The sequence below is a fragment of the Pseudomonas sp. CCI1.1 genome, from assembly GCF_034348165.1.
Taxonomy (GTDB): domain Bacteria; phylum Pseudomonadota; class Gammaproteobacteria; order Pseudomonadales; family Pseudomonadaceae; genus Aquipseudomonas; species Aquipseudomonas paracarnis.
In genome coordinates this window covers 4,628,510-4,650,548 of the sequence record NZ_CP133780.1, presented here as the reverse complement: position 1 = coordinate 4,650,548, position 22,039 = coordinate 4,628,510, and the positions used below count along the sequence as shown (strand labels likewise).

The following is a 22,039-nucleotide window of genomic DNA, read 5'->3' as shown; positions in this document are numbered from 1 at the left end:
TTATCCACAACTCGATAGGTTGAGATTCACTCCTGTGGGAGCTGGCTTGCCTGCGATAGCGGTCTGACATTCATCATGATGTCGCCTGACACGCCGCTATCGCAGGCAAGCCAGCTCCCACAGTTGTTTAGCGGCATGTCCGAAAGCTCTACAAAAATGCCTTCCGCCTCTTGACGATCTTTCACCAATAGGTTTTGATTGCCTTCGTTATCTTTCGAAACGAAACTTATCACTACCATGTCGAAACGAAACACCCCCCAACGACGCCACAATATCCTGACCTTGCTCAACGAACAGGGCGAAGTCAGCGTGGACGAATTGGCCAAACATTTCGAAACTTCGGAAGTGACCATCCGCAAGGACCTTGCTGCCCTCGAAAGTAACGGCTTGCTCCTGCGTCGCTACGGCGGTGCAATCACTATGCCCCAAGAGCTGGTGGGTGACGCTGCCCAGCCCATCTCGGTCTACAAGCGCGCCATCGCCCGTGCGGCCGTGAAGCGTTTGCGTGAACATGCGCGCATCATCATCGACAGCGGCAGCACCACCGCCGCGATGATCCCCGAACTGGGCCATCAGCCGGGCCTGGTGGTGATGACCAACTCCCTGAACGTGGCCCGCGCCTTGAGCGAACTGGAACACGAACCGGTGCTGTTGATGACCGGGGGCACCTGGGACCCGCATTCGGATTCGTTCCAGGGCCAGGTCGCCGAGCAGGTCCTGCGTTCTTACGACTTTGACCAGCTGTTCATCGGTGCCGATGGCATCGATTTACAGCGCGGTACCACCACCTTCAACGAACTGCTGGGCTTGAGCCGCGTCATGGCCGAGGTCGCCCGTGAAGTGGTGGTGATGGTCGAATCCGACAAGATCGGCCGCAAGATTCCCAACCTGGAACTGCCCTGGAGCAGCGTCCATACCCTTATTACCGATGATCGCCTGCCGCTCGAGGCCCGCGACCAGATCCAAGCCCGCGGCATTACGCTGATATGCGCGGCAATCATCTAGGAGAAGCACCATGTGTGGAATTGTTGGCGCAGTCGCCGAACGTAACGTTACTGCCATCCTGATCGAAGGCCTCAAGCGCCTCGAATACCGCGGCTACGATAGCGCCGGTGTGGCCGTCTTCACTAACGCCGGCAAGCTGGAGCGCATGCGCCGCCCGGGCAAGGTCAGCGAGTTGGACCAGGCCCTGGCCGGTGAGCCACTGGTAGGTCGCTTAGGGATCGCCCACACCCGTTGGGCCACCCACGGTGCTCCGTGCGAGCGTAACGCTCACCCGCACTTCTCGGGCGACCTGGCGGTGGTGCACAACGGCATCATCGAAAACCATGAAGTGCTGCGTGAACAACTCAAGGGCCTGGGCTACGTCTTCACCTCGGACACTGACACCGAAGTGATCGCCCACCTGCTCAACCACAAGCTCAAGGACCACAGCGACCTGACCACCGCCCTCAAGGCCACGGTCAAAGAGCTGCACGGCGCCTACGGCCTGGCCGTGATCAGCGCGAGCCAGCCTGACCGCGTCGTGGCCGCCCGCAGCGGTAGCCCATTGGTAATTGGCCTGGGCCTGGGTGAGAACTTCCTTGCGTCCGACCAACTGGCCCTGCGCCAAGTGACCGACCGCTTCATGTACCTGGAAGAAGGCGACATTGCCGACATCCGCCGTGAAAGCGTGCAGATTTGGGACGTGAACGGTCAGTCCGTGGAACGTGAAGCCGTGCAATACCGCGACGGTGCCGAAGCCGCCGACAAGGGCGAGTTCCGCCACTTCATGCTCAAGGAAATCCACGAGCAGCCGTCCGTGGTACAGCGCACCCTGGAAGGTCGCCTGAGCCAGAACCAAGTGTTGGTGAATGCTTTCGGCCCGCAAGCCGCTGAACTGTTCGCCAAAGTGCGCAATGTGCAGATCGTCGCCTGCGGCACCAGCTACCACGCCGGTATGGTGGCGCGTTACTGGTTGGAAGAACTGGCCGGCATCCCATGCCAGGTCGAAGTCGCCAGCGAGTTCCGCTATCGCAAGGTGGTGGTGCAGCCCGACACCCTGTTCGTGACCATTTCCCAGTCCGGCGAAACCGCCGACACCCTGGCCGCCCTGCGCAACGCCAAGGAACTGGGCTTCCTCTGCAGCCTGGCGATCTGCAACGTCAGCATCAGCTCCCTGGTGCGTGAATCCGACCTGACCCTGCTGACCCAGGCCGGTCGTGAAATCGGTGTCGCCTCCACAAAGGCTTTCACCACCCAACTGGTGGGCCTGTTGCTGCTGACCCTGTCACTGGGCCAAGTACGCGGCACCCTCGCCGACGGTGTCGAAGCCACTCTGGTGGAAGAACTGCGCCGCCTGCCGACCCGCCTGGGCGAAGCCTTGGCCATGGACGGCACCGTGGAAAAAGTCGCCGAGCTGTTCGCCGACAAGAACCACACCCTGTTCCTCGGCCGTGGTGCGCAGTACCCGGTTGCGATGGAAGGCTCGCTGAAACTCAAGGAAATCTCGTACATCCACGCCGAAGCCTACCCGGCCGGCGAGCTGAAGCACGGCCCGTTGGCCCTGGTGGATGACGACATGCCAGTGGTCACCGTGGCGCCGAACAACGAACTGCTGGAGAAGCTCAAGTCCAACCTGCAGGAAGTACGCGCCCGTGGCGGCCAACTGATCGTCTTCGCTGACGAGAAGGCCGGAATGACCAACGGTGAAGGCACCCACGTCATCAACATGCCGCACATCCACGACACCCTGTCGCCGATCCTCTACACCATCCCGCTGCAGTTGCTGTCGTACTACGTCGCCGTGCTCAAGGGCACCGACGTTGACCAGCCGCGCAACCTGGCGAAGTCGGTGACGGTGGAGTAAGCCTCACTGGCGTACCCAAAAGGGGTGGTTTTGAACAATAAAGATTGACACAAAACAATAAAGTTTGACACTCATGAACATAGATTGACACAAGGCCCAAACCCCCGTATCTATGGGGGTTTTTCCTTTCCAGGCTTTCCCTTTGGTCTGGATTCATCGCTTCAACTCTCCGCGGGTGTAGTCTAGAAAACGCTTTGAAATATGGCCGCTACGGCGGTCATGTCCTTCTACGACTTTTTCTCGGCGTGAGGTGAAGCGGTCCGCATCGACTGAGGAGGCGTGGGTTGCGAGGTCGTAAGTTTGCATCACAGCAAGACATTGAACGGCATATTGCAAATGGATTTGGCGAAGGCGCCGGGGCAAGCTACGTGCCTTGGCTGCGGGTACAAGATGTCCCGTCGATAGGTCGTTCGCACAAGATCCAAGGTGTGAAGATCGAGAGGATTCATCACCTCCTGTCAGATCTCGAGCGTTCGTACTTCCTTGTGTGTGAATTTTCTGAAGACGTCGTGGATATACGGGAGCAATACCCTTTACTACCCACAGAGCGTGCGCAAGCGATAGCGTCGGCGATCGATGTACGCTATCCAAGATACCCTAGAACAACACTGCCTTATGTGATGACAACAGACTTCCTGTTAACTGTTAAGGACCCGAGCGGAAACTTCAAATCGGTAGCTAGGACGGTGAAGTATCGTTCCGATTTAATTGGCAATGGAAGTAAAAGAACGCTTGAAAAACTTGAAATTGAAAAGCGTTTTTGGGAAAGCCAAGGTGTTGATTGGAAAATCGTAACAGACGAGTTTTTTACACGAGATTTGATTAAAAATCTTGGACTAATCAGGAGGTACTCGAAGCTCTCTCGTGATTTAATGAAAGCGCCGTTGCATTCGAGTTTTATCGAGTGCCTTGTAAACAGCCGGGAATATTCGTGGACCTTGGCCACCTGTCTAAGAAAAATAGCATCACTTCTGTCCATTTCCTATATAGACGCTCAAGCAATTTTCTTTCATCTGGTTTGGAACAAGATACTGAAAATCGATTTGGTTAACACTCCTCTCCACCTTACTGGTCTAGTTCCTGGCTTCGAAGTTTCACCGGGCCCTGTCCAAGTATCGTTGAAGGAGAAATTATCATGACTGTTCTCGTTAATGACGTTTTCGAGCCTGTAACCGATCTGTCGGTCATTGCTACGATAGCCAGGCTCCTTTACCAGGATGAAACGCATGACTTAGCAGTTTTGATGGATCTAGCTGACCCACCCCGGCAGCCGTACGCGGTTGGTCTGGATGAGCTGCGTCGCTCGATAGCGTCTGGTCACACCAAACCAGCAGCCATCACCACGCCCGAGTTTATGCTTGTGCTTGAGGAACAGTTGGATGAGAGAGCCAAGCAAGGCCGGGACGAAAAGTGGGCCGTCATCGCCCCTCTATTAGATCCTGAATACCCGGGACAAATATTTGTACGAGGTGAGTTAGGCCGGCTTGTTAGCAGACGGGCGTCAGAGCTCGGAATCCAGCGGAAAACGATCTATCGGCTTCTTTACCGATATTGGTTTTATGGTCAAGTTCGCAACTCATTGCTTAATAATTATACGGCGGTAGGTGTTGCCGATAGAAAATATGATCCGAGCAGGCCACCAGGGCGAAAGCCTAAATTTCAAGGCGTTCTTACTTCGCCTTCCAAGATGCTCAGTGCAGTTGATAAACGATGCATCCGTGTTGGATATGCTCTTTATGTAAGAGATAAGAAATCATCTATTTCGAGCGCATATGACGAAATGTTGAGACGATTCTACTCTGTTCGAGACATCTCTAAAAACAGTGAAGAAGAGCTTCGTTTGTTGCCTGGTTCAGAACTCCCCAGCTTGAGGCAGTTCCAATATTGGGGACAGATTTTTTTCGACGAGATTGAAACCGAGCGTGGCCGTAAAGGGTTGAGGAGGTGGTTAAAGGATTGCCGTCCGCTTTCAGGTACCGTTCGAGATTGGCTGCGTGGACCCTGTCATCAGTTCGAAATCGACGCAACGATTGCCGATATTTATTTGGTCAACAGCTACTCTAGACGGATGCTCATTGGTCGGCCCGTTGTTTATATCGTAGTGGATAGTTTCTCCGGAATAATTGCTGGTCTCTATGTAGGATTGGAGGGCCCTAGTTGGAATGGGGCGAGACAAGCGCTGTTCAACGCGTTTACCTCCAAAGTCGAGTTCTGCGCTCAGAACGGCGTTGACATCAATGCAGATGATTGGAATTGTCACCACCTGCCCCACCAGATTTACGCCGACCGGGGAGAGATGCTGTCACTCGCAGCAGAGGGGTTATCCTCAGGGTTGGGAATTGAGATGGGCACTGCCCCACCTTATCGGCCTGATTGGAAGCCTATGGTAGAAAGTCGGTTTGGCATTTTGAATGATTTGACGGGTATCAGGTGGCTACCTGGCGGGGTAGCTGCGCGGGACAAAGAGCGCGGCGAGCGAGATTACCGGCTCGATGCCACGCTGAACCTCAAAGAGTTCACCCAAATCCTCATCAATTGCGTGCTCCACTATAACCGTCACCATCGACAGCCTGACCGACTGACTCAAGCGATGATGAATGACGGCGTAGAACCTACGCCTAACGGTATATGGAATTGGGCCTGCGACAACGACCTGATCGAATCCAACAAACGTCCCGACGAGCTGGTTTATCTCCACCTTTTACCGCGTGAGCGCGCGACCGTTCAAAAGGGCGGAGTGATGTTTCGCGGCATGCACTACGTGTGTGATATGGCCATAGAGAAAGATTGGTTTGCCAAGGCTCGCAAAGGGGGCGTTTGGTCAATAGAGTGTTGGTTCGATCCGAACTCTGCGGCACACATTTGGATTCAAGGAGAGGCCAAGCAGTTTATCCGTTGTGATCTTCGACGATCGGATGCCGGTTACGCGAATTATCGCTCGGACGAGATTTTTGATCTGCTCGAAGCCTATCGCCAAAAACCGCCTACTCGCCGTCGAGCTGAGCTGGAAAGCCGTGTGCAGCTTAGCGATCAGGTCCACCAGATCATCAGTCACGCGCTCGCAGAACGAAAACAGGAACCTGCTCCGCCTACTAAGGCAGAGGCCACTGGAAACATCCGCGAGAACCGCGCAGAAGAACGTCTCCGCGAGCGTGAAAATGCGGTTGTTCCTGAAGGCGTCAGGGTGGAGCCAGCTTCACTTCAATCTGAAACGACACAGAAAGCGCATGATTCATATGCCGGTGAGCGCACCGCTCAGGTTATCGATTTGCTCAAAAGAATTCGGCCAGGACAGGCAAAATGAAAGGTGCACAGACGTTTGCCAATTACGTCAGACAGGACATTAGTGAGTATGCGGGTAACCCGCTTATCGAAGCTTTGCCTCCGATATTGTCGGAGGCGGCGGCTGTTGAACTGATTTCGAACTTTCCTCAGCCGGTGGATCCGAAAGAGCTGACGCTCGAAGGAGCCACTCGAATTCACTGTATCGACAGGCTGAGAACCGTCGTACAGCCGTTCTTGCTACATCTGGAACTGGAGGCCCTGTTCTCACTGCTCATCCGTCGAGGGTATGTCGGGCGTAACCCGATGTCGCCCGCTACCGTCCGGCATTTGCATTCTTTATCGGGAGCTCAGCGTTACCACGATGCGTTCAAGTCCACTGCAGAAACGTTTACGGTCGTCGGCCTGAGCGGCATTGGCAAGTCAACGGCACTCCACGCCATCTTGAGCCTTTATCCACAGACAATCCGTCATGAGCGCTATGAGGGAAAGCAGTTTGTTCATACCCAAATCACATGGCTGAAGCTTGACTGCCCTCGGGATGGATCGCTGGCTGGATTTTGCCAGCAGTTTTTTTATGCGGTTGGAGACGCTCTAGGAGACAAGGACTACCACAAGCGCTACCGGCATCGAAACATCAATGATGCGCTGCAACAGATGGAGCAGGTGGCCAGCACGTTTTTCATCGGCGCCTTGTTGATCGACGAGCTGCAAAACCTCCACCTGGCGAAAACCGGTGGTAAGGAGAGCATGCTGAATTTTTTCCTGCACTTGGTAAACAACATCGGTATCCCGGTGGTTTTCAGTGGCACGAACTCGACGATTAGCCTGTTCTCAGAAGCCATGCGGACTGCCCGCCGAGTTTGTGGTGCTGGTACGCTCGAATTCAAACGATTCGAAAAGGATGATGAGGAGTGGCGGTTGTTGGTCGAAAATCTCTGGAGCTATCAGTGGTGCAAACAGACGGCTGAGCTGACCGACGAGATTTTTGACACGCTGTATGAGCACACTCAAGGCGTCACGGATTTCCTGGTCAAGCTGCTGGTATTGAGTCAGCGTTATGCGGTCCAGAGTGGCTCGGAGTGTTTGACTGCCGAGATCCTGGTGAAGGTAAGCAACTCAAAAATGCAGATTCTAAAGCCAGCCCTTTCAGCTCTGCGTAGCCGTGATCCGAAGCGGATGCGACAGTTTGACGATTTGCTGCCGATTGAGGATCAGCTGAGCGAAATGATGGTTTTCGATGGATTGGCACGAGAGGATCGCCTCACCTTGCTTCGAAGCGTTGTATCCCGTGAGAAGCCGGTAGACCCATCTCCGACCATTTTTGCGAAAGATCACCCATCGCCGATTGCTACTGCTGTGGAAAACTCAGAGGCTAAAGCGCTTAGCGAACATGACGCTCCCCTCGACGCTCTGCGCGCTGCGGGCTGGCTCAACGAGGACCTGTTTGAGTTCTCACCGATGTATCACAAAGCGTGAGTCGGAGGGGGGGTGAAGTGCAACTTAAACTCCATTTCTTCCCCGCCGCGTTTCCCGACGAGACGCTGCACAGCGTGATTTCTCGTTATGCCCGTCTTTGCGGTGTTCGTAATTGCCAAGCAGCATTTGCCGGACTGAAATCGGCGGCAGCATTTTCGCAAAATGTGGCATTCCCAAGTCATTTAGGGGAGTTTGTCGACGCGCTACCCAGCGGTACCGAGCTATCGATAGCCGAGGTCCTCATGCGTCACACGCTATTACCCTACTATGCGCCGTTTTTGAGTATGAGCCAGGTAGAACACGCTCGGACGCTGATGACTGCCGATGGGAAGGGCTTGATGTTGAAGCTGGGCGTCAACGCGAGCCGTATTGGATTCGCCTCCCGAGTGCGGTTATGCCCAGAATGTATCGCCCAAGATCAGGCCCAACGGGGAGTTGCTTACTGGCACAGGGTCCACATGCTTCCAGGCGTGCTGGTATGTCCGCATCACGGCACGTCACTTAGGATCCTTGATCCTCGCTGGTCCAGCCGTAGCTCTCGACAACTCAATCTGCCGAGTGATGAGAATGTGCAAGCACACACGGTACTTCTCGATACCCCGTTGCTGCGCATGCCGCCGCTTCACGAAATAGCGTTGCGATCACTTCAGGTCATCGAGTCTGAAGTCAGTGCTTTGTCGGCGGAGGCGGTGCGCTACACGCTTTTACAAAGGGCAACGCAGCTTAACCTTGCCTCTGATAACCATCGCTTGCACCTGCACATGCTGGCGCAGCACATGGCCGATTTTTTTGCTGCACTCCCGCGAGAATGGGAATTTTCTATACTCGGAGAAGTTCGTGCAGGTACACCCGCCTCATGGGTCATGAAGCTGCTTCGTACGCCAATAACCTCCCACCATCCGCTCAAATACATTTTATTGGCCGGTGCTCTGGGCATTGACATGGTGAGCTTGCTGCATGGTCAACGCCCAATGAAACAGGCGGTGGCGTGTGGTCCGAAAGCTCACATTCGACTTCACACGCGCCTTTCTCCGGTGATGCCTGGTGAAGGCCTGGACTGTTCGTCAGCCGCTGTGTGGAAACATGCTCTTGAGGGAGCTGATGCCAAAAAGATCGCTGCCGTTCTAGGCGTTTCATTGGCGTATGTCTATCGTCACATCCGAAATGTAGCCGGCGGGCAAGGTGCTTGGAGGGAGGCACGATTTCACATTGAGCTATGCGCAAGACGCGCGGCTTTCGAGGCTGATTATCGCTTTTACAAAGCACATGCATGCAGGGGGTATGCGTGGCTGTATCGCCACGATAGGCAGTGGCTTTCGGAGTCAACTGTAAACCCAAGCCCCCATCGTACGCCCCGTCTAAATAGCGCCGAAATGTTCGCTGCCCTCGATGCGAGACTGGCCGAAGAAGTCCGTCAGTGTGCTGAAGCGCTTTATGCTCTTGCGGGTAAGCCTGTCCGCATCTCGCGTACCAGAATTGGCCGGGAGCTTCATGTTCTGTCTCGCTTCGAAAAGCAGCTCTGCAAGCTTCCTCTCTGTGCAGCAATGCTCGACAAAGTATGTGAATCAATCGAAGGCTTTCACGATAGGCGTCTGCGATGGGCTAGACGCAAATTGCTCTCGGAGGGCAAGCCTGTATCACGTTCTTCGCTCTACCGGGTCGCGAGCATTCGGCCCACGCTGTAATCCAGCCCGCCATTCCCTCCATCTAAAAAACGTTCTGAATTAATTCACCGTGAACACATTGTTTTTCTGTTAATGAAAATTTGCACCTTCCAGAATAGGTCCGGAATACGCATGATCACGATCAGCAAGTAAAATGTACTAACCTGCGAGCAATCGCCATGGGCTGACCTACGCGGGTTATCGATACGTGTGTTGTATTCAAGGAGTACGGTCGCGGCAGGGTTTAAATGAATTCACTACGATTCAAAGTTGAGCGGCTGTGTCATTTCCAAATCCAGGCCGGATACAGAATTTTACGGGTTGCATATATACTGCCCTCGGATGCACGTTCTCTTCGAGCCCTACCTTTAATCGGTAAATGATGTCTGATCTATTATTTTTCCCCGTATCGATGCCGGATGAAATGCTGCACTCTCGTGTCACCCGCTATCACTATCTGTCAGGCAATAGAACCGCGACAGAAACCTACCGCGATTTGTTCGCATCGAAACCCTTTTGCATTGGTGGCATCGTACCCAAGCAGATCGAGAGGCTCGCCCACAGGCTGCCGGGGCAATCGGAGAGCAATCTCGCAGAGCTGATCAGTAGCAACACGACTTTTCCTGCTTACCGACCTTTTCTTGGGGTTAAGCAGGGTCCGGAGAACAACGTAGGACCGCTCGGTTATGACGGGGTGGTACGGGTGCCCCGCAGAGAAGAGTCCACCCATGGCAAGGCTAAGCTTTGTCCTACCTGCGTTCAGGAGGATTTGATTGATCGGGGTTCTGCCTACTGGCATCGATCTCACCAGATACCCGGTGTTGCCGTCTGTTGGCGTCATGGCGACGCATTGATCCATGCCTGCCCCGAGTGCTCTCGCCCGTTCTACCGAAAATTGAAGCTACTTCCCAATCTGACTGAGCCATGCGCGTGCGGCTGGAGCCCCTTAAACAGCGCAGCGACTCACAAGGGCTCAAATCTGGAACAGAAAGTCGCCCTGTTCGCACACGATATCTTGCAACGCAATATTCCTCCGATAGGCAGTACGGTATTAAGTTCGTGCTACGTCCGCCAATGCAAGAAACGCGGATTCATTTTCGGAAAAAATGCGGGTATCGCAAAACTATTCGACAGCATCCAAAGCGCTTACGGCGATGAGCTTTTGTCGCAGATTGATCCAGCCTATAACACCGGGAAGCATGAGCAATGGATCCGGCTCAAATCAGACAAAGGTCAGCTAAATATGCCGCTCGCGCGGCATTTGATCATTGCTCTTCATTTGTTTTCCAGTGCAGATGACTTTGAAGAGGCTCTGAAGAATGAGTCTATCCTGCTGAGTGCCTCTATTTCTCCGCGAGTTCCCAAAGGCGAAGAATCGCATCCTAACCAAAAAACTAGATATCGCCAAAAAATTGAGTTGCTTTTAGCGCTACGTGCCGACGCCGATGTCGAGTACCTCTGGAAGAAAGCGTACAAACCTACGCAATGGATTCTAGAAAATGATAACGCATGGTTAATGGCAAAACTCCGTGCACCTAAAAAAGTTGCAGTTACGGCCGAGAAGTCTGTCGACTCTAGAGACGGCGCGTATGCAGCCCTTATCGAAGCGGGCGTAGATGAGCTATACAAAGTTACGAAAGATCCGAAGAGAGTGAACATTCGGAATTTGCAATCGCTGCTCCCAAGTTCGTTACCTCATGAACTGGATCTGCGCAAGCAGAAGTTTCCCCTTACTTATCAACAGATCAAGATTCATCAAGAGTCAGTATGGCATTTCCGTCTAAGAACTTTGGTGTGGACTGTCTCTGAACTCATCAGGATGAAGCTCCCGGTGAATTACTCGACGGTAAGATTGACCTCAGCGGTAGCAAGCAAGGTTTTCCTGGTTTTTTCCAGTTTCTTCGAGTGGGATCTGGAAAGCTTGGCAAGAACCGGAGTCGACGCGGAGGCCTTGCTCAGATCTACCGGCGTATCGAGGAATTGGGAGGGACCACCGGTTCCAATAAGCTTTTGAGGGCATCTGTATTCCGTCAGCGTCTGCCAACCTCAGGTGATAATAAAAATCCCATCTGGCTCCTAAGGATGGTCTGAAGTAGCCATGTATTTCCCCGGCATACCACCTAGCGCAACTTTTAAACTCGCCAAATGATCAAAAAACAATCAATTCGACGAGTATTTCTTACGTTTTCGCCACCCGGACCCCACTCCGGTGGCCATTTCCCGCATTACAGGCGCACCTCTCCTGCATTCGTCAGTAAATGTCGGCGCGCCATCCACAGGTTCGACAGAGCGAACAGTGTCACCAGTTGCGCCGTGTTTTTGGCCAAGCCGCGAAAGCGCACCTTGGTGTAACCGAACTGGCGCTTGATTACCCGGAACGGATGCTCGACCTTGGCGCGCACCTGAGCCTTGGCCTTTTCAATCTTGCGCTTGGCTTTGTACAGCACGCTGCGCTTATCGAGTTTTTTGTAGGTGCTGCGGCGTGCCGCCACCTGCCAGATAACTTCACGTCCTTCATGCTCGGGCCGCTTTTCGACACCGGTGTAGCCTGCATCGGCGCAGACCACGTTTTCGTCGCCATGCAGCAATTTGTCCACCTGGGTGACATCCGCCACATTGGCCGCCGTGCCCACTACGCTGTGCACCAGACCCGATTCGTCATCGGCGCCGATGTGGGCCTTCATGCCAAAATAATACTGGTTTCCCTTCTTGGTCTGGTGCATTTCCGGGTCGCGCTTGCCGTCCTTGTTCTTGGTCGAACTGGGCGCATTGATCAGCGTTGCATCGACGATGGTGCCCTGGCGCAGCGACAGGCCGCGGTCGCCCAGATAGCCATTGATGACAGCGAGGATGCCGGCCGCCAGCTCGTGTTTCTCCAGCAAGCGGCGGAAGTTGAGAATGGTGGTTTCGTCGGGGATGCGCTCCAGGTTCAGCCCGGCAAACTGGCGCAGGATCGTGGTTTCGTACAGCGCTTCCTCCATCGCTGGATCGCTGTAGCCGAACCAGTTCTGCAGCAGATGCACACGCAGCATCGCCATCAACGGGTAGGCCGGACGGCCACCTTCACCTTTCGGATAATGTGGCTCGATCAAAGCAATCAAGCCCTTCCACGGCACCACCCGATCCATCTCGATCAGGAACAACTCCTTGCGGGTTTGCTTGCGCTTGCCAGCGTACTCGGCGTCGGCGAAGGTCATCTGCTTCATCGGGAAACTCGGTGGGTGGGGTCGCGGTATTTTGCCAAATCAGAAAGTCTTTTTCAGAGTTTCCCTAAGCGTAGACGCGGAGCAGGGTCCACCTTTCACATTAGTAACATTCGCGGCAGCTTTCTGAAAGCTTTCACTTGTTACTCTTTAACTCAGAAATAATTGAGCTCTGGAGATAATTATGAAAGCAATGACAGCAATGAAAGGATTTTTTGCCGCTACTATTTTGACCTTATCTGCTTTGGCCATGGCTGAGGGAGGCGGTGACCGCGTTTATGGTCGAATGATGCAAGAGAACCAACAGGCAATGGAACAATACGCCTCAAGAAATGGTAAGACACCTCCTGAAATTGTTCATTATGAATATGGTATGAACCTCGATATCCAGAAGGTCGTCAGTGTCACACAAGCCAATAAAACCTGTGGTATTGCTCCTTCGCGCATGACCTACGAAGACTCTACCGGCAAGCTTAACACCGTGGAATATAAGGTTATGGCCGACAACTGCCCACATGGAAGCTAGACCATGCAAATTATTTAAGCGCAACATAATTTTCCGTTTGTCCGAACAAGCTTACTGCCCGCTGACGTAGAAGTAATTTTCAGGACAGGCTGAAGTTATCCATTTTATGAAATCATCTCTGTCAGTTGAAAGGTTTCTAACGCGCAGTGAAGTATTGCTCAACCACCAGATACATCCCGCCTCCTTGTTTCTCCTTTGGTTTGGGAGGCGGTTTAGGCGCCCTAGTGGCGCCTTTTTTACGTTCAAAATGAGCTATGTCCTCTGCACTGCCATGACCCTGACCATGCAGGAACAAGATTAGAAGATCAGTTTCCGGGGTATTCAGCAATGACGTGGTCTGTGCCTGCTTTGGACAAGCCGATTACCTTATAAGCGTCATGTTTCCCGTCCACTTCCATTCCTGGGGAGCCGGCCGGCATGCCAGGAACGGCGATCCCGAGAAGGTCGTCACGTTTGCTCATCGCAATGATTTGCTCGGCGGGCACGTGACCTTCAACAAACTTTCCATTGATCATTGCTGTGTGGCAGGACGAGAGTCGTGGAGCAACACCGAGATCCTGCTTGACCGCGCTCATGTTGGTTTCTACATGATCAACGACGGTGAAGCCGTTAGCTTCAAGGTGCTGGATCCACTTCTTGCAGCATCCACAGTTAGCGTCACGATGGACGTCGATCGTCAGCGACTCTGCTGCATGACCAGCTGAACTGATAAACAGAGCCGCAAATGCAGCGAGGCGAAGTGCCCGACCGGGACGAAGAAAGTTATTTCGCATGGGTATGTTCCTTCCCATCAGCGTGGGTATGAGTTTTTGGCTGAGTGGCCGGAGTTTCAGGGGCGTCATGTGAAGCCTCCACAACCTGAGGATGGGCGTGTTCGGTACTTTCATCCTGAGAAGGCGCTGCGGCCGCCTCATGGGCATGAGCGCTGTTTCTCTCGCCATGATGGTCGCCTGCTTCGGCTATCTCTTCGGCTGCACTCGCGTCATGATGCCCCGCGACAACGCCTTTTTGGCCCTCATGCTGGCCTTCATGGTTATGCATTTTGCTCTCACCGCCACCGTGTTGATGACCACCGCTGCTGGTTGCTAGAGCTTTGTATTGCTCTGCATCCAATGAAGGCAGTTGCTGGAGAAAAGCGACCATTCCCCATATGTAGGGATCGGCCATGCTTTTACCCCAAGCGGGCATGCCTGTGGATTTGATTCCATGCTTGATGATCCAGAAAGCTGCGGCAGGGTTTCCATCAACGCCCAGTTTTGAAAGATTCGGAGGTGCAGGGTAAAGGCTATTACTTAACTCGGTTCCTGCAATACCCGGAGCCAGATGGCAACCGATGCACATAGAGTTGTAGTTGCCAGCACCTGCGCGGATGAGAGCTTCTTCGCTCAGGTCGGGGACTTTAATGTCGCGTGAGCGCACTTCGATCGAGCGATCCCGAGCGGTGGAAAGTAGCGCGTAAACGGGATCGGAATGTGGTTCATCCGCCCCAACATTGATCACACCAAAATAAACCACGCCGGCACCTGTTATTGCGGCAACCACCCCGGCAGCAGTCAATGTTTTCAATGTTCTTTTCATGTCAGGCCCTCAAAACCACATCCGAATACCGGCGACAAACCGGGCCTCGTTGGCATCCTCTCCTTCATCGCTGGCCAGATCTGCCGTATTGCCGTAGGAGCGGCTCCAGCTAACACCAATGTAAGGGGCAAATTGGCGAACAATCTCATAACGCAATCGGAGCCCTACTTCGGTGTTTGCCAATCCAGACCCAATGCCGCGCTGGGGATCATTTTTTCCGTAAAAATTGGCTTCGGCCGTCGGCTGCAAGATCAGGCGATTGGTCAGCAGAATGTCGTAGTCGCCTTCCAATCGAGCAGCGGTTTGACCGTTCTCACCGATGTAGGCGGTCGCTTCGGCTTCAAAGTTATAGAGGGCCATGCCCTGAATACCGAGCGCTCCCCAAGTTTGTGGTGACCCGGGTTTGAAGTCTTGTCGTACGCCGGTGACGACATCCCACCATGGACCGATGGAGTGCCCCCAAAGTGCTGAGAGTTCAGCGTTTTCCGTTACGCCATTGGTACGTTCGCCTTCCGAGCGCAACCACAGTCGGTCAACGTCACCGCCGATCCATCCTTTTGCATCCCAGGCCAATGCACTACCGTTGTCAGCATCCTGGTACTCAAATTTATCCAGCAGCATGAAGGAATTTAGTTTTTTGTCGTGGACACCATGACCAGCGACATCTGGAAAGGCGGCTGCACGGTCAGCGTCGGTAAGTACGGGGACTGGGGTTCGACTGGTGGTAGTCGCCCCTCCATCCATACTTTCCATTCCGTCCATTTGCCCGTCATCCATACTCATCTTGCTGTGATCCATAGCCCCCATCTTGCTATGGTCCATAGCTCCGATTGAGCCGTGGTCCATCTTGGAGTGATCCATCTCTTCAGCGGCGTGAACCACGACAAAGAAAGCAGGACTGGTAGAGACTGCCAGTGCTATCAACGTTGGGCGTAAAAACTTACTGGTCATGATCTCAATCTGCCTTTTTGGTTTTTTGGTCATGATCCATCGACTCATGGCTCATCTTGCTGTGATCCATTGACCCGTGATCGGGCTTTGACTCGTTTGTCGCAGTTGGAGGCTTGCTCGTTGCTTCCGCAGGAGTAGCAGGTGAATGAACACTACTATCTTCGACTGCCAGCGCCACGGACGAGAGTCCACCCATCAAGCCGACGGCAAAGAGGCAACCGACCAGCGATTTACGATTTAGGTATGTGCTCACAGATCGTCTCCTTTACTCATCAACCCGTACTTCACGGAACATGCCCATTTCCATATGGAAAAGCAGGTGGCAGTGATAGGCCCAGCGACCTAAGGCATCGGCGGTGACTCGATAGCTGCGCTTGGTACCTGGTGGCATGTCGATTGTGTGCTTGCGCACCATGAACTTGCCGTTCTCATCTTCAAGGTCGCTCCACATGCCGTGAAGGTGGATGGGGTGGGTCATCATGGTGTCGTTCACCAGGGTGATACGCAGACGCTCCCCATACTTCAGACGAAGCGGCTCGGCGTCAGAGAATTTGATGCCGTTGAAGGACCACGAAAACTTCTCCATGTGACCGGTCAGATGAAGCTCAATGGTGCGATTGGGCTCGCGACCGTCAGGGTCTTGGAAGGTGCTTTTCAGGTCTGAGTAGGTGAGCACTCGACGACCATTGTTTCGTAACCCGATGCCTGGATCGTTTAGCTTGGGCGTTGGGTTCATGGCTTGCATGTCAACCAACGGGTTGTTGGTTTCGGACGCTGGGTGAGTTTGCATTTCGCCACCCATACCGCCCATCCCTGCCATCTTGCTGTGGTCCATGCCAGCCATGTTGGACATGTCGCCTTTGTCCATTCCCGCCATCTTGCTGTGGTCCATGCCGGCCATGTTGGACATGTCGCCTTTGTCCATTCCCGCCATCTTGCTGTGGTCCATACCGGCCATGTTAGTCATGTCACCGCTGTCCATGCCGGTCATCCCGGTCATGTCACTTTGGTCCATTCCCGCCATTTTGCTGTGGTCCATGCCCGCCATGCCTGACATGTCACCTTGTTTCATATCGCCGCCGCCCATACCAGCCATGCTGCCATGGTCCATGCCCGCCATACCGCCCATACCCATGTCATCCATGGTCAAAAGCGGCCGAGGATCGATCGCAGGTACCTGTGCCTTTAATCCTTCGCGAACTGCCAAGGTTCCACGTGCATAACCGGTTCTATCCATGGACTGGGCGAAGATTGTGTAAGCTTCTTCGCTGGCAGGTTCTACGATCACGTCATACGTTTCTGCCACGGCGATGCGGAATTCATCGACGCTGACTGGTTCGACATGTTGGCCGTCAGCCGCCACAACGGTCATTTTCAAACCAGGGATGCGGACGTCGAAATAGCTCATAGCTGAGCCGTTGATAAAGCGCAGGCGCAGCTTCTCGCCCGGCTTGAAAATACCGGTCCAGTTACCGTTAGGCGCCTGGCCATTCATGAGATAGGTGTAAGTATCCCCACTGACGTCTGCGAGATCAGTGGGGTTCATTTTCATTTCAGCCCACATCTTCCGGTCGGCCACGGCAGCAGACCAACCTTGCTTGCTGACGTCGTCGATAAAGTCGCCCACGGTACGTTTGTGGTGATTGTAGTAGTCCGATTGCTTCTTGAGCTTGGCCATGACGCGACTAGGATCTTCATCGGTCCAGTCAGTCAACATCACCACATAATCGCGGTTGTATTGAAAAGGTTCAGGCTCTTTCGAGTCGATGACGATTGGACCGTAAACGCCTGCCTGCTCCTGCAAACCAGAGTGGCTGTGGTACCAGTACGTACCGTTCTGATGCACCTTGAATTTGTACTCGTACATGCCATCGGGCGCGATGCCATGGAAACTCAAACCCGGTACACCGTCCATATTGGCGGGCAGAATGATCCCGTGCCAATGAATGGAGGTGTCTTGGTCTAGGCGATTTTTCACACGCAGTGTGACCGTCTCGCCTTCGCGCCAGCGCAGCAAAGGTCCGGGCAACGAACCATTGATGGTCATGGCTGTGCGCGGCGAGCCAGTTATGTTTACAGGGGTTTCACCAATAAACAGATCAAATTCGTTACCGGTGAGAACGCTCGGCAGACCAGGACTGGTCACTGCCCATACAGGAGTGCGCCACAGACCCAGGCCGCCGAGAATGCCACCAGCGGCCAGGCCTTTAACGAATGTCCGCCTAGAGGTTTTGGAATGCATGCCGTTTATGTCCGATCAGTCAAAAGGGAAGCCGTGCGAAACAACCAATGAGTTGCTCAAACAGGTGAAGGCACTCTCTCGGGGGGTGTAATGAGCCCGAATGAGCTCGCTCGCCGTCACTAAAAACGAGTTCTTACGGCAAGCGAGCTCAGAAATTGCCACATTTGAACCACCACAGTGATTACATTTCTGTCAGCTTGGGAGCGCAGCAAGCTATTCAGCAATTCTTGTGGTCCGTCGATTTGGCTTGGCTTTCTGCGATGGGAGGTTGGGTGCTTTGCTTTTGGGCTACTTGATACGATTCCATTGAATTATTCCTAGCCGCTTCCATACGTGCGAACGCCCGGTCACCACCGCCTTCAGCCATTGCCAAAGAAGAGACGGTCAGGGCTGCGATGACGAACAAAGTTTTGATGGGGTTCATTTGAATTTCCTCGGATGAGTATTGGTAACCCCCGAATCCACATCAAGTGATGATTCTTAGGGGTGAGCTTAAGGCTCAATAGGACTATAAGACTCATCCCCTGTCAGGAACCTTAGGTGAATATTACAGTTGTGTCAGGTTGCGATATTTCTCTTGAGGAACACGCTATTTAATCCGTAAGGTCTCGATCTTCCAGCGTCACACCGCTATTTACTGAGTATCAGTTTGAGGTGCGTGACTTTGTAAGTTTCCGTTAACTTTCAAGGGGAAGATGTTTTTTTAGTTTCTTTACTGGAACTGCATATCTGAACCTGGATGCACCGCGTCAACACTTAAGTGTTCGATGTTCATGGGAAATAGTAGCGCTACTGAGGGTGATTTAGCGTGAGTATTAATTTTGAGAAAGCGCTTGGCTTCGCAGAAAGAGCGTTAATTTATCGTAGTCAAAGAGCTGAGATCCTGAGTAACAATATCGCAAACGCTGATACGCCGAACTTCAAGGCCCGAGACTTAGATTTTTCTACTGTGCTTGCAAGCCAGACAACAGAAACTCCTGCTACTCCGTTTTATTTGAAAACAACAAATGTAAAACACGTTACCGAAAAAGAATCAGCAGGTGATATTTACGGAGGTGCGTTGCTTTACAGCACACCAGCTCAACCTGCCATTGATCAAAATACTGTCGATCAGCAGGTCGAGGTCGCAAAATACACAGAAAATGGAATACGTTTCGACGCCGCTTTTACTCGGTTGAATGGAGCATTCAAAGGTTTGCTCAAAGCTCTGCGAGGTGATTAGTAGCGCAAGGGCTTGCGAGCGGTAATTGTGGCCGACGCGGCTGCTTCGGTACTCCCTGAGGGTTCACCAAGGGGAGCCCCCTGCATACGGGGCTCTGACTAGGGGCAGGTGTCAGCATTCAAGCGCTGATCTGAGAAGGAAAACCTAACGCCTCGACAGCTTTACGAATCTGCTCTGGGCTTTCGCTGCTTTCAACACTCACCTTACCGGCTGACCGATCCACGGAAACCGTAGCTTCGTTGTCCAGTGACTGAATCGCTTTGGTAATTTTGCTGACGCAACTGCCGCAACCAATGCCTGATACATCTAAGACGAACATGGTTATTCCTCTCGTGCTGAGCGGTCTCTTTTCACCGCACCGACAGCATCAACGTTGACACGATGGCAAGGTCAATAGTTATCTGTTTCGGGTTGTGAGCGTCATTCATGGGTAATTGCACAGTCTGGACCACCCTTTTGCATTTGACCTAACCAGCCATTTGCATCGGATTCGACCAGTACGCTTCTTGGCCATGACCGGCAGAGAACGGCCAAAACCGGACGCTCATCACGAACGTCTGAAGCTTGAAAGCCTGACTGACAGGCCAACACGCACAGCACCTATTAACCCTGCCTTCGCAACCCCTTCTCCAGTTGGTCTCGCCAAAACCCTAGCTCTATAGGGCGGCTTTCCAAACGCCAAGATTAGGAGTAATGTAATACTGACTACATATTAAATAGCTATCTCTACATGAAAAATTGGCTGACTCTGATTCTTGGCTTACCCACCGCTAATGCCACCGAACGCATGCGGGCTTGGCGCGCTTTGAAAGCTTCAGGTGCGGCAGTTTTGCGCGATGGTGCTTACCTGCTGCCTGATACCGGTGTCTGTCGTGAAGCGTTAGCGTCTGTCGAACGCGACATCCTGGCCATCAACGGCACCGCTTACGTCTTGCCCGTCGTCGATTCTCACGGTGAGCGCTTTGTCGAGCTGTTCGACCGTAGCGAGGACTACACCAAGCTACGCACTGAGATCGAAGCATGCCGTGCACAGCTCAATGCTGAGAACGCACTGGCCACCACCAAGCAGATTCGCAAGCTGCGCAAAGCCTACGAACAACTGGTCAACATCGATTACTTTCCAGGTAAGCCGAAGCAGCAAATTAATTTGGCTTTGCAGGAGCTAGAGACAGCGGTTAGCAGGGCCCTGTCTCCGGATGAGCCACACAGCAGCAACCAAACAATAACGACACTCTATGTTGATGATTATCAGGGACGCGTCTGGGCAACACGCAAGCGTCCCTGGGTCGACCGACTGGCGTGTGCCTGGCTCATTCGTCGCTTCATTGACGCGCAAGCTCAGATCCTCTGGCTGAACACGCCACAGGACTGTCCAGTCGGTGCCCTGGGTTTTGATTTCGATGACGCAACCTTCAGCCATGTTGGTAACCGCGTCACCTTCGAAACCCTACAAGCCAGTTTTGAGCTTCAAGAGCCCGGCCTAAACCGTATCGCCGCATTGGTGCACTACCTCGATATCGGAGGTATCCAGCCGGTGGAGGCTGCCGGTATCGAACGGGTGCTGGCAGGGCTACGTGAAACCATTACCCATGACGACCATCTGCTGGCAGCTGCAAGTGCCATCTTCGATGGCCTGCTCGCCGGGTTCGTGAAAGAGGAGCAACCCAATGAGTAAGGTTTTGGCACCAGAGGTTGAAGAGGATATGTCGAGGCCTGAACCGATTAGTCTGCGTGAGGCGTTCTGGTTCTGGCTGAAGCTCGGCTTCATCAGTTTCGGCGGGCCAGCCGGACAGATCTCGATCATGCACCAGGAGCTGGTGGAACGGCGACGCTGGATTTCCGAGCGCAGATTCCTGCATGCCCTCAATTACTGCATGTTGTTGCCTGGGCCTGAAGCTCAGCAGTTAGCAACCTACATTGGCTGGCTAATGCATCGAACCTGGGGCGGAGTTATTGCGGGTGCTTTGTTTGTACTGCCCTCACTTTTCATCCTGATCGCTCTTTCGTGGATGTATATCGCCTTTGGCGATGTCCCCGCGGTGGCCGGACTTTTCTATGGGATCAAACCCGCCGTAACGGCCATCGTGGTGCAGGCGGCACATAGAATCGGCTCTCGGGCATTGAAGAACAATTGGCTGTGGGCAATAGCGGCGGCTTCATTTACCGCGATCTTTGCATTCAATGTTCCGTTCCCGCTGATCGTCTTGGGGGCCGCGTTAATCGGCTATGTCGGAGGTCGCCTGGCTCCCGAGAAGTTCAGAGCTGGGGGGCATAGCGCCGCCAAAAAGTCCTTCGGCCCAGCCTTGATCGATGACGACACTCCGTCCCCGGAACATGCCCGGTTCAGCTGGTTGAAATTGGCATCGCTCGCACTGATCGGCGCCGTGCTATGGGCTTTGCCGATGGGGATTTTGACCGCCCTCTTTGGTTGGGAAGGAACCTTGACCCAGATGAGCTGGTTCTTTACCAAGGCGGCATTACTGACCTTTGGCGGAGCCTACGCAGTGCTCCCATACGTCTACCAAGGCGCGGTCGGTCACTATGGCTGGCTAACCCCGACGCAGATGATCGACGGGCTGGCTCTGGGGGAAACCACGCCAGGGCCGCTGATCATGGTGGTGGCTTTCGTCGGCTTTGTCGGGGCCTATGTCTTGCAAGTATTCGGTGCCGATCAAGTATTTCTGGCGGGAGCTGTGGCCGCCGCCCTAGTGACCTGGTTCACCTTTCTACCATCGTTCCTGTTCATCCTCGCGGGTGGCCCGCTGGTGGAGTCGACCCACAACGAACTCAAGTTCACGGCACCCCTTACCGCCATTACGGCGGCGGTGGTGGGAGTTATCCTCAATCTGGCGTGTTTCTTCGGCTATCACGTACTTTGGCCGAAAGGCTTCAGCGGTAACCTGGACTGGCCCTCCGCGTTGATCGCGATTGCTGCGGCGATTGCCTTGTTCCGCTTCAAGCGAGGCGTCATTCAGGTACTGATGGCCTGCGCGCTCGTCGGGTTGGCTGTGCATTTGCTGCGCTAGAAAGCATGAATTGATTAG

General features: G+C 53.6%; 19 protein-coding genes. 11 read left to right on the top strand and 8 right to left on the bottom strand.

All coding sequences use genetic code 11. The features are described from left to right. Window positions 1-237: 237 nt before the first annotated feature. From RHM69_RS21120 to RHM69_RS21090, 7 genes are all read left to right on the top strand, one after another. On the top strand, window positions 238-1,005 hold the full coding sequence (locus RHM69_RS21120; protein ID WP_014720586.1) for a DeoR/GlpR family DNA-binding transcription regulator: 768 nt from the start codon (window positions 238-240) through the stop codon (window positions 1,003-1,005). 10 nt (window positions 1,006-1,015) lie between these two features. After that, on the top strand, window positions 1,016-2,848 hold the full coding sequence (gene glmS, locus RHM69_RS21115) for a glutamine--fructose-6-phosphate transaminase (isomerizing) (RefSeq protein WP_322255315.1): 1,833 nt from the start codon (window positions 1,016-1,018) through the stop codon (window positions 2,846-2,848). Between the two features lie 284 nt (window positions 2,849-3,132). Then, a complete protein-coding gene (locus RHM69_RS21110; protein WP_045061250.1) occupies window positions 3,133-3,987 on the top strand; it encodes a TnsA endonuclease N-terminal domain-containing protein in 855 nt (284 codons plus the stop codon). Continuing rightward, a complete protein-coding gene (locus RHM69_RS21105) occupies window positions 3,984-6,152 on the top strand; it encodes a Mu transposase C-terminal domain-containing protein (RefSeq protein WP_045061251.1) in 2,169 nt (722 codons plus the stop codon). Before RHM69_RS21110 ends, RHM69_RS21105 begins: the two co-directional genes overlap by 4 nt. Further along, window positions 6,149-7,609, top strand: a complete 1,461-nt coding sequence (locus RHM69_RS21100) for an ATP-binding protein (protein ID WP_019816907.1) — start codon at window positions 6,149-6,151, stop codon at window positions 7,607-7,609. The genes RHM69_RS21105 and RHM69_RS21100 overlap by 4 nt, the downstream gene beginning before the upstream one ends. Window positions 7,610-7,626: 17 nt before the next feature. Next, a complete protein-coding gene (locus RHM69_RS21095) occupies window positions 7,627-9,294 on the top strand; it encodes a TnsD family Tn7-like transposition protein (protein ID WP_069556941.1) in 1,668 nt (555 codons plus the stop codon). 361 nt (window positions 9,295-9,655) lie between these two features. Beyond that, the gene (locus tag RHM69_RS21090) at window positions 9,656-11,287 is read left to right on the top strand and encodes a TnsD family Tn7-like transposition protein (RefSeq protein WP_158080547.1); all 1,632 of its coding nucleotides are present in this window, start codon (window positions 9,656-9,658) and stop codon (window positions 11,285-11,287) included. Between the two features lie 211 nt (window positions 11,288-11,498). On the opposite strand, the gene RHM69_RS21085 is transcribed toward RHM69_RS21090, so the two are convergent. Further along, entirely contained in the window at window positions 11,499-12,479 is a 981-nt protein-coding gene (locus tag RHM69_RS21085; protein ID WP_010466230.1) for an IS5-like element IS1384 family transposase, read from the bottom strand. A 190-nt stretch (window positions 12,480-12,669) separates the two neighbouring features. On the opposite strand from RHM69_RS21085, the gene RHM69_RS21080 reads away from it, so the two are divergent. Continuing rightward, window positions 12,670-13,002, top strand: coding sequence for a DUF2790 domain-containing protein (locus RHM69_RS21080; RefSeq protein WP_032874284.1), 333 nt, complete (start codon window positions 12,670-12,672; stop codon window positions 13,000-13,002). A gap of 305 nt (window positions 13,003-13,307) precedes the next feature. Here the strand turns inward: RHM69_RS21080 and RHM69_RS21075 are convergent, their stop codons facing one another. From RHM69_RS21075 to RHM69_RS21050, 6 genes are all read right to left on the bottom strand, one after another. Beyond that, window positions 13,308-13,775 carry a DUF411 domain-containing protein gene (locus RHM69_RS21075; RefSeq protein WP_024078245.1) on the bottom strand — a complete coding sequence of 156 codons (468 nt, stop codon included), beginning with the start codon at window positions 13,773-13,775 and terminating at the stop codon, window positions 13,308-13,310. Continuing rightward, window positions 13,765-14,580: a c-type cytochrome gene (locus tag RHM69_RS21070; protein WP_024078244.1), complete on the bottom strand. Its 816-nt coding sequence runs from the start codon at window positions 14,578-14,580 to the stop codon at window positions 13,765-13,767. The genes RHM69_RS21075 and RHM69_RS21070 overlap by 11 nt, the downstream gene beginning before the upstream one ends. A gap of 9 nt (window positions 14,581-14,589) precedes the next feature. After that, a complete protein-coding gene (locus RHM69_RS21065) occupies window positions 14,590-15,564 on the bottom strand; it encodes a copper resistance protein B (RefSeq protein WP_019821351.1) in 975 nt (324 codons plus the stop codon). Then, window positions 15,536-15,784 (bottom strand): hypothetical protein, encoded by a 249-nt coding sequence (locus tag RHM69_RS21060; protein WP_154502361.1) that lies wholly within the window; start codon window positions 15,782-15,784, stop codon window positions 15,536-15,538. Before RHM69_RS21060 ends, RHM69_RS21065 begins: the two co-directional genes overlap by 29 nt. A gap of 12 nt (window positions 15,785-15,796) precedes the next feature. Continuing rightward, the gene (locus RHM69_RS21055) at window positions 15,797-17,773 is read right to left on the bottom strand and encodes a copper resistance system multicopper oxidase (protein WP_024078243.1); all 1,977 of its coding nucleotides are present in this window, start codon (window positions 17,771-17,773) and stop codon (window positions 15,797-15,799) included. 217 nt (window positions 17,774-17,990) lie between these two features. After that, window positions 17,991-18,197, bottom strand: a complete 207-nt coding sequence (locus RHM69_RS21050; RefSeq protein ID WP_019821356.1) for a co-regulatory protein PtrA N-terminal domain-containing protein — start codon at window positions 18,195-18,197, stop codon at window positions 17,991-17,993. Window positions 18,198-18,581: 384 nt separating this feature from the next. On the opposite strand from RHM69_RS21050, the gene flgB reads away from it, so the two are divergent. Next, window positions 18,582-18,995: a flagellar basal body rod protein FlgB gene (flgB, locus tag RHM69_RS21045; protein ID WP_019821357.1), complete on the top strand. Its 414-nt coding sequence runs from the start codon at window positions 18,582-18,584 to the stop codon at window positions 18,993-18,995. 118 nt (window positions 18,996-19,113) lie between these two features. Here flgB and RHM69_RS21040 read toward each other — a convergent pair whose 3' ends face one another. Further along, a complete protein-coding gene (locus tag RHM69_RS21040) occupies window positions 19,114-19,314 on the bottom strand; it encodes a heavy-metal-associated domain-containing protein (protein ID WP_019821359.1) in 201 nt (66 codons plus the stop codon). Window positions 19,315-19,725: 411 nt separating this feature from the next. Between RHM69_RS21040 and RHM69_RS21035 the strand changes: the two genes are divergently transcribed. Next, window positions 19,726-20,670 (top strand): chromate resistance protein ChrB domain-containing protein, encoded by a 945-nt coding sequence (locus RHM69_RS21035; protein WP_024078242.1) that lies wholly within the window; start codon window positions 19,726-19,728, stop codon window positions 20,668-20,670. After that, on the top strand, window positions 20,663-22,021 hold the full coding sequence (gene chrA / locus RHM69_RS21030; protein WP_019821362.1) for a chromate efflux transporter: 1,359 nt from the start codon (window positions 20,663-20,665) through the stop codon (window positions 22,019-22,021). Before RHM69_RS21035 ends, chrA begins: the two co-directional genes overlap by 8 nt. Window positions 22,022-22,039 lie beyond the last annotated feature (18 nt).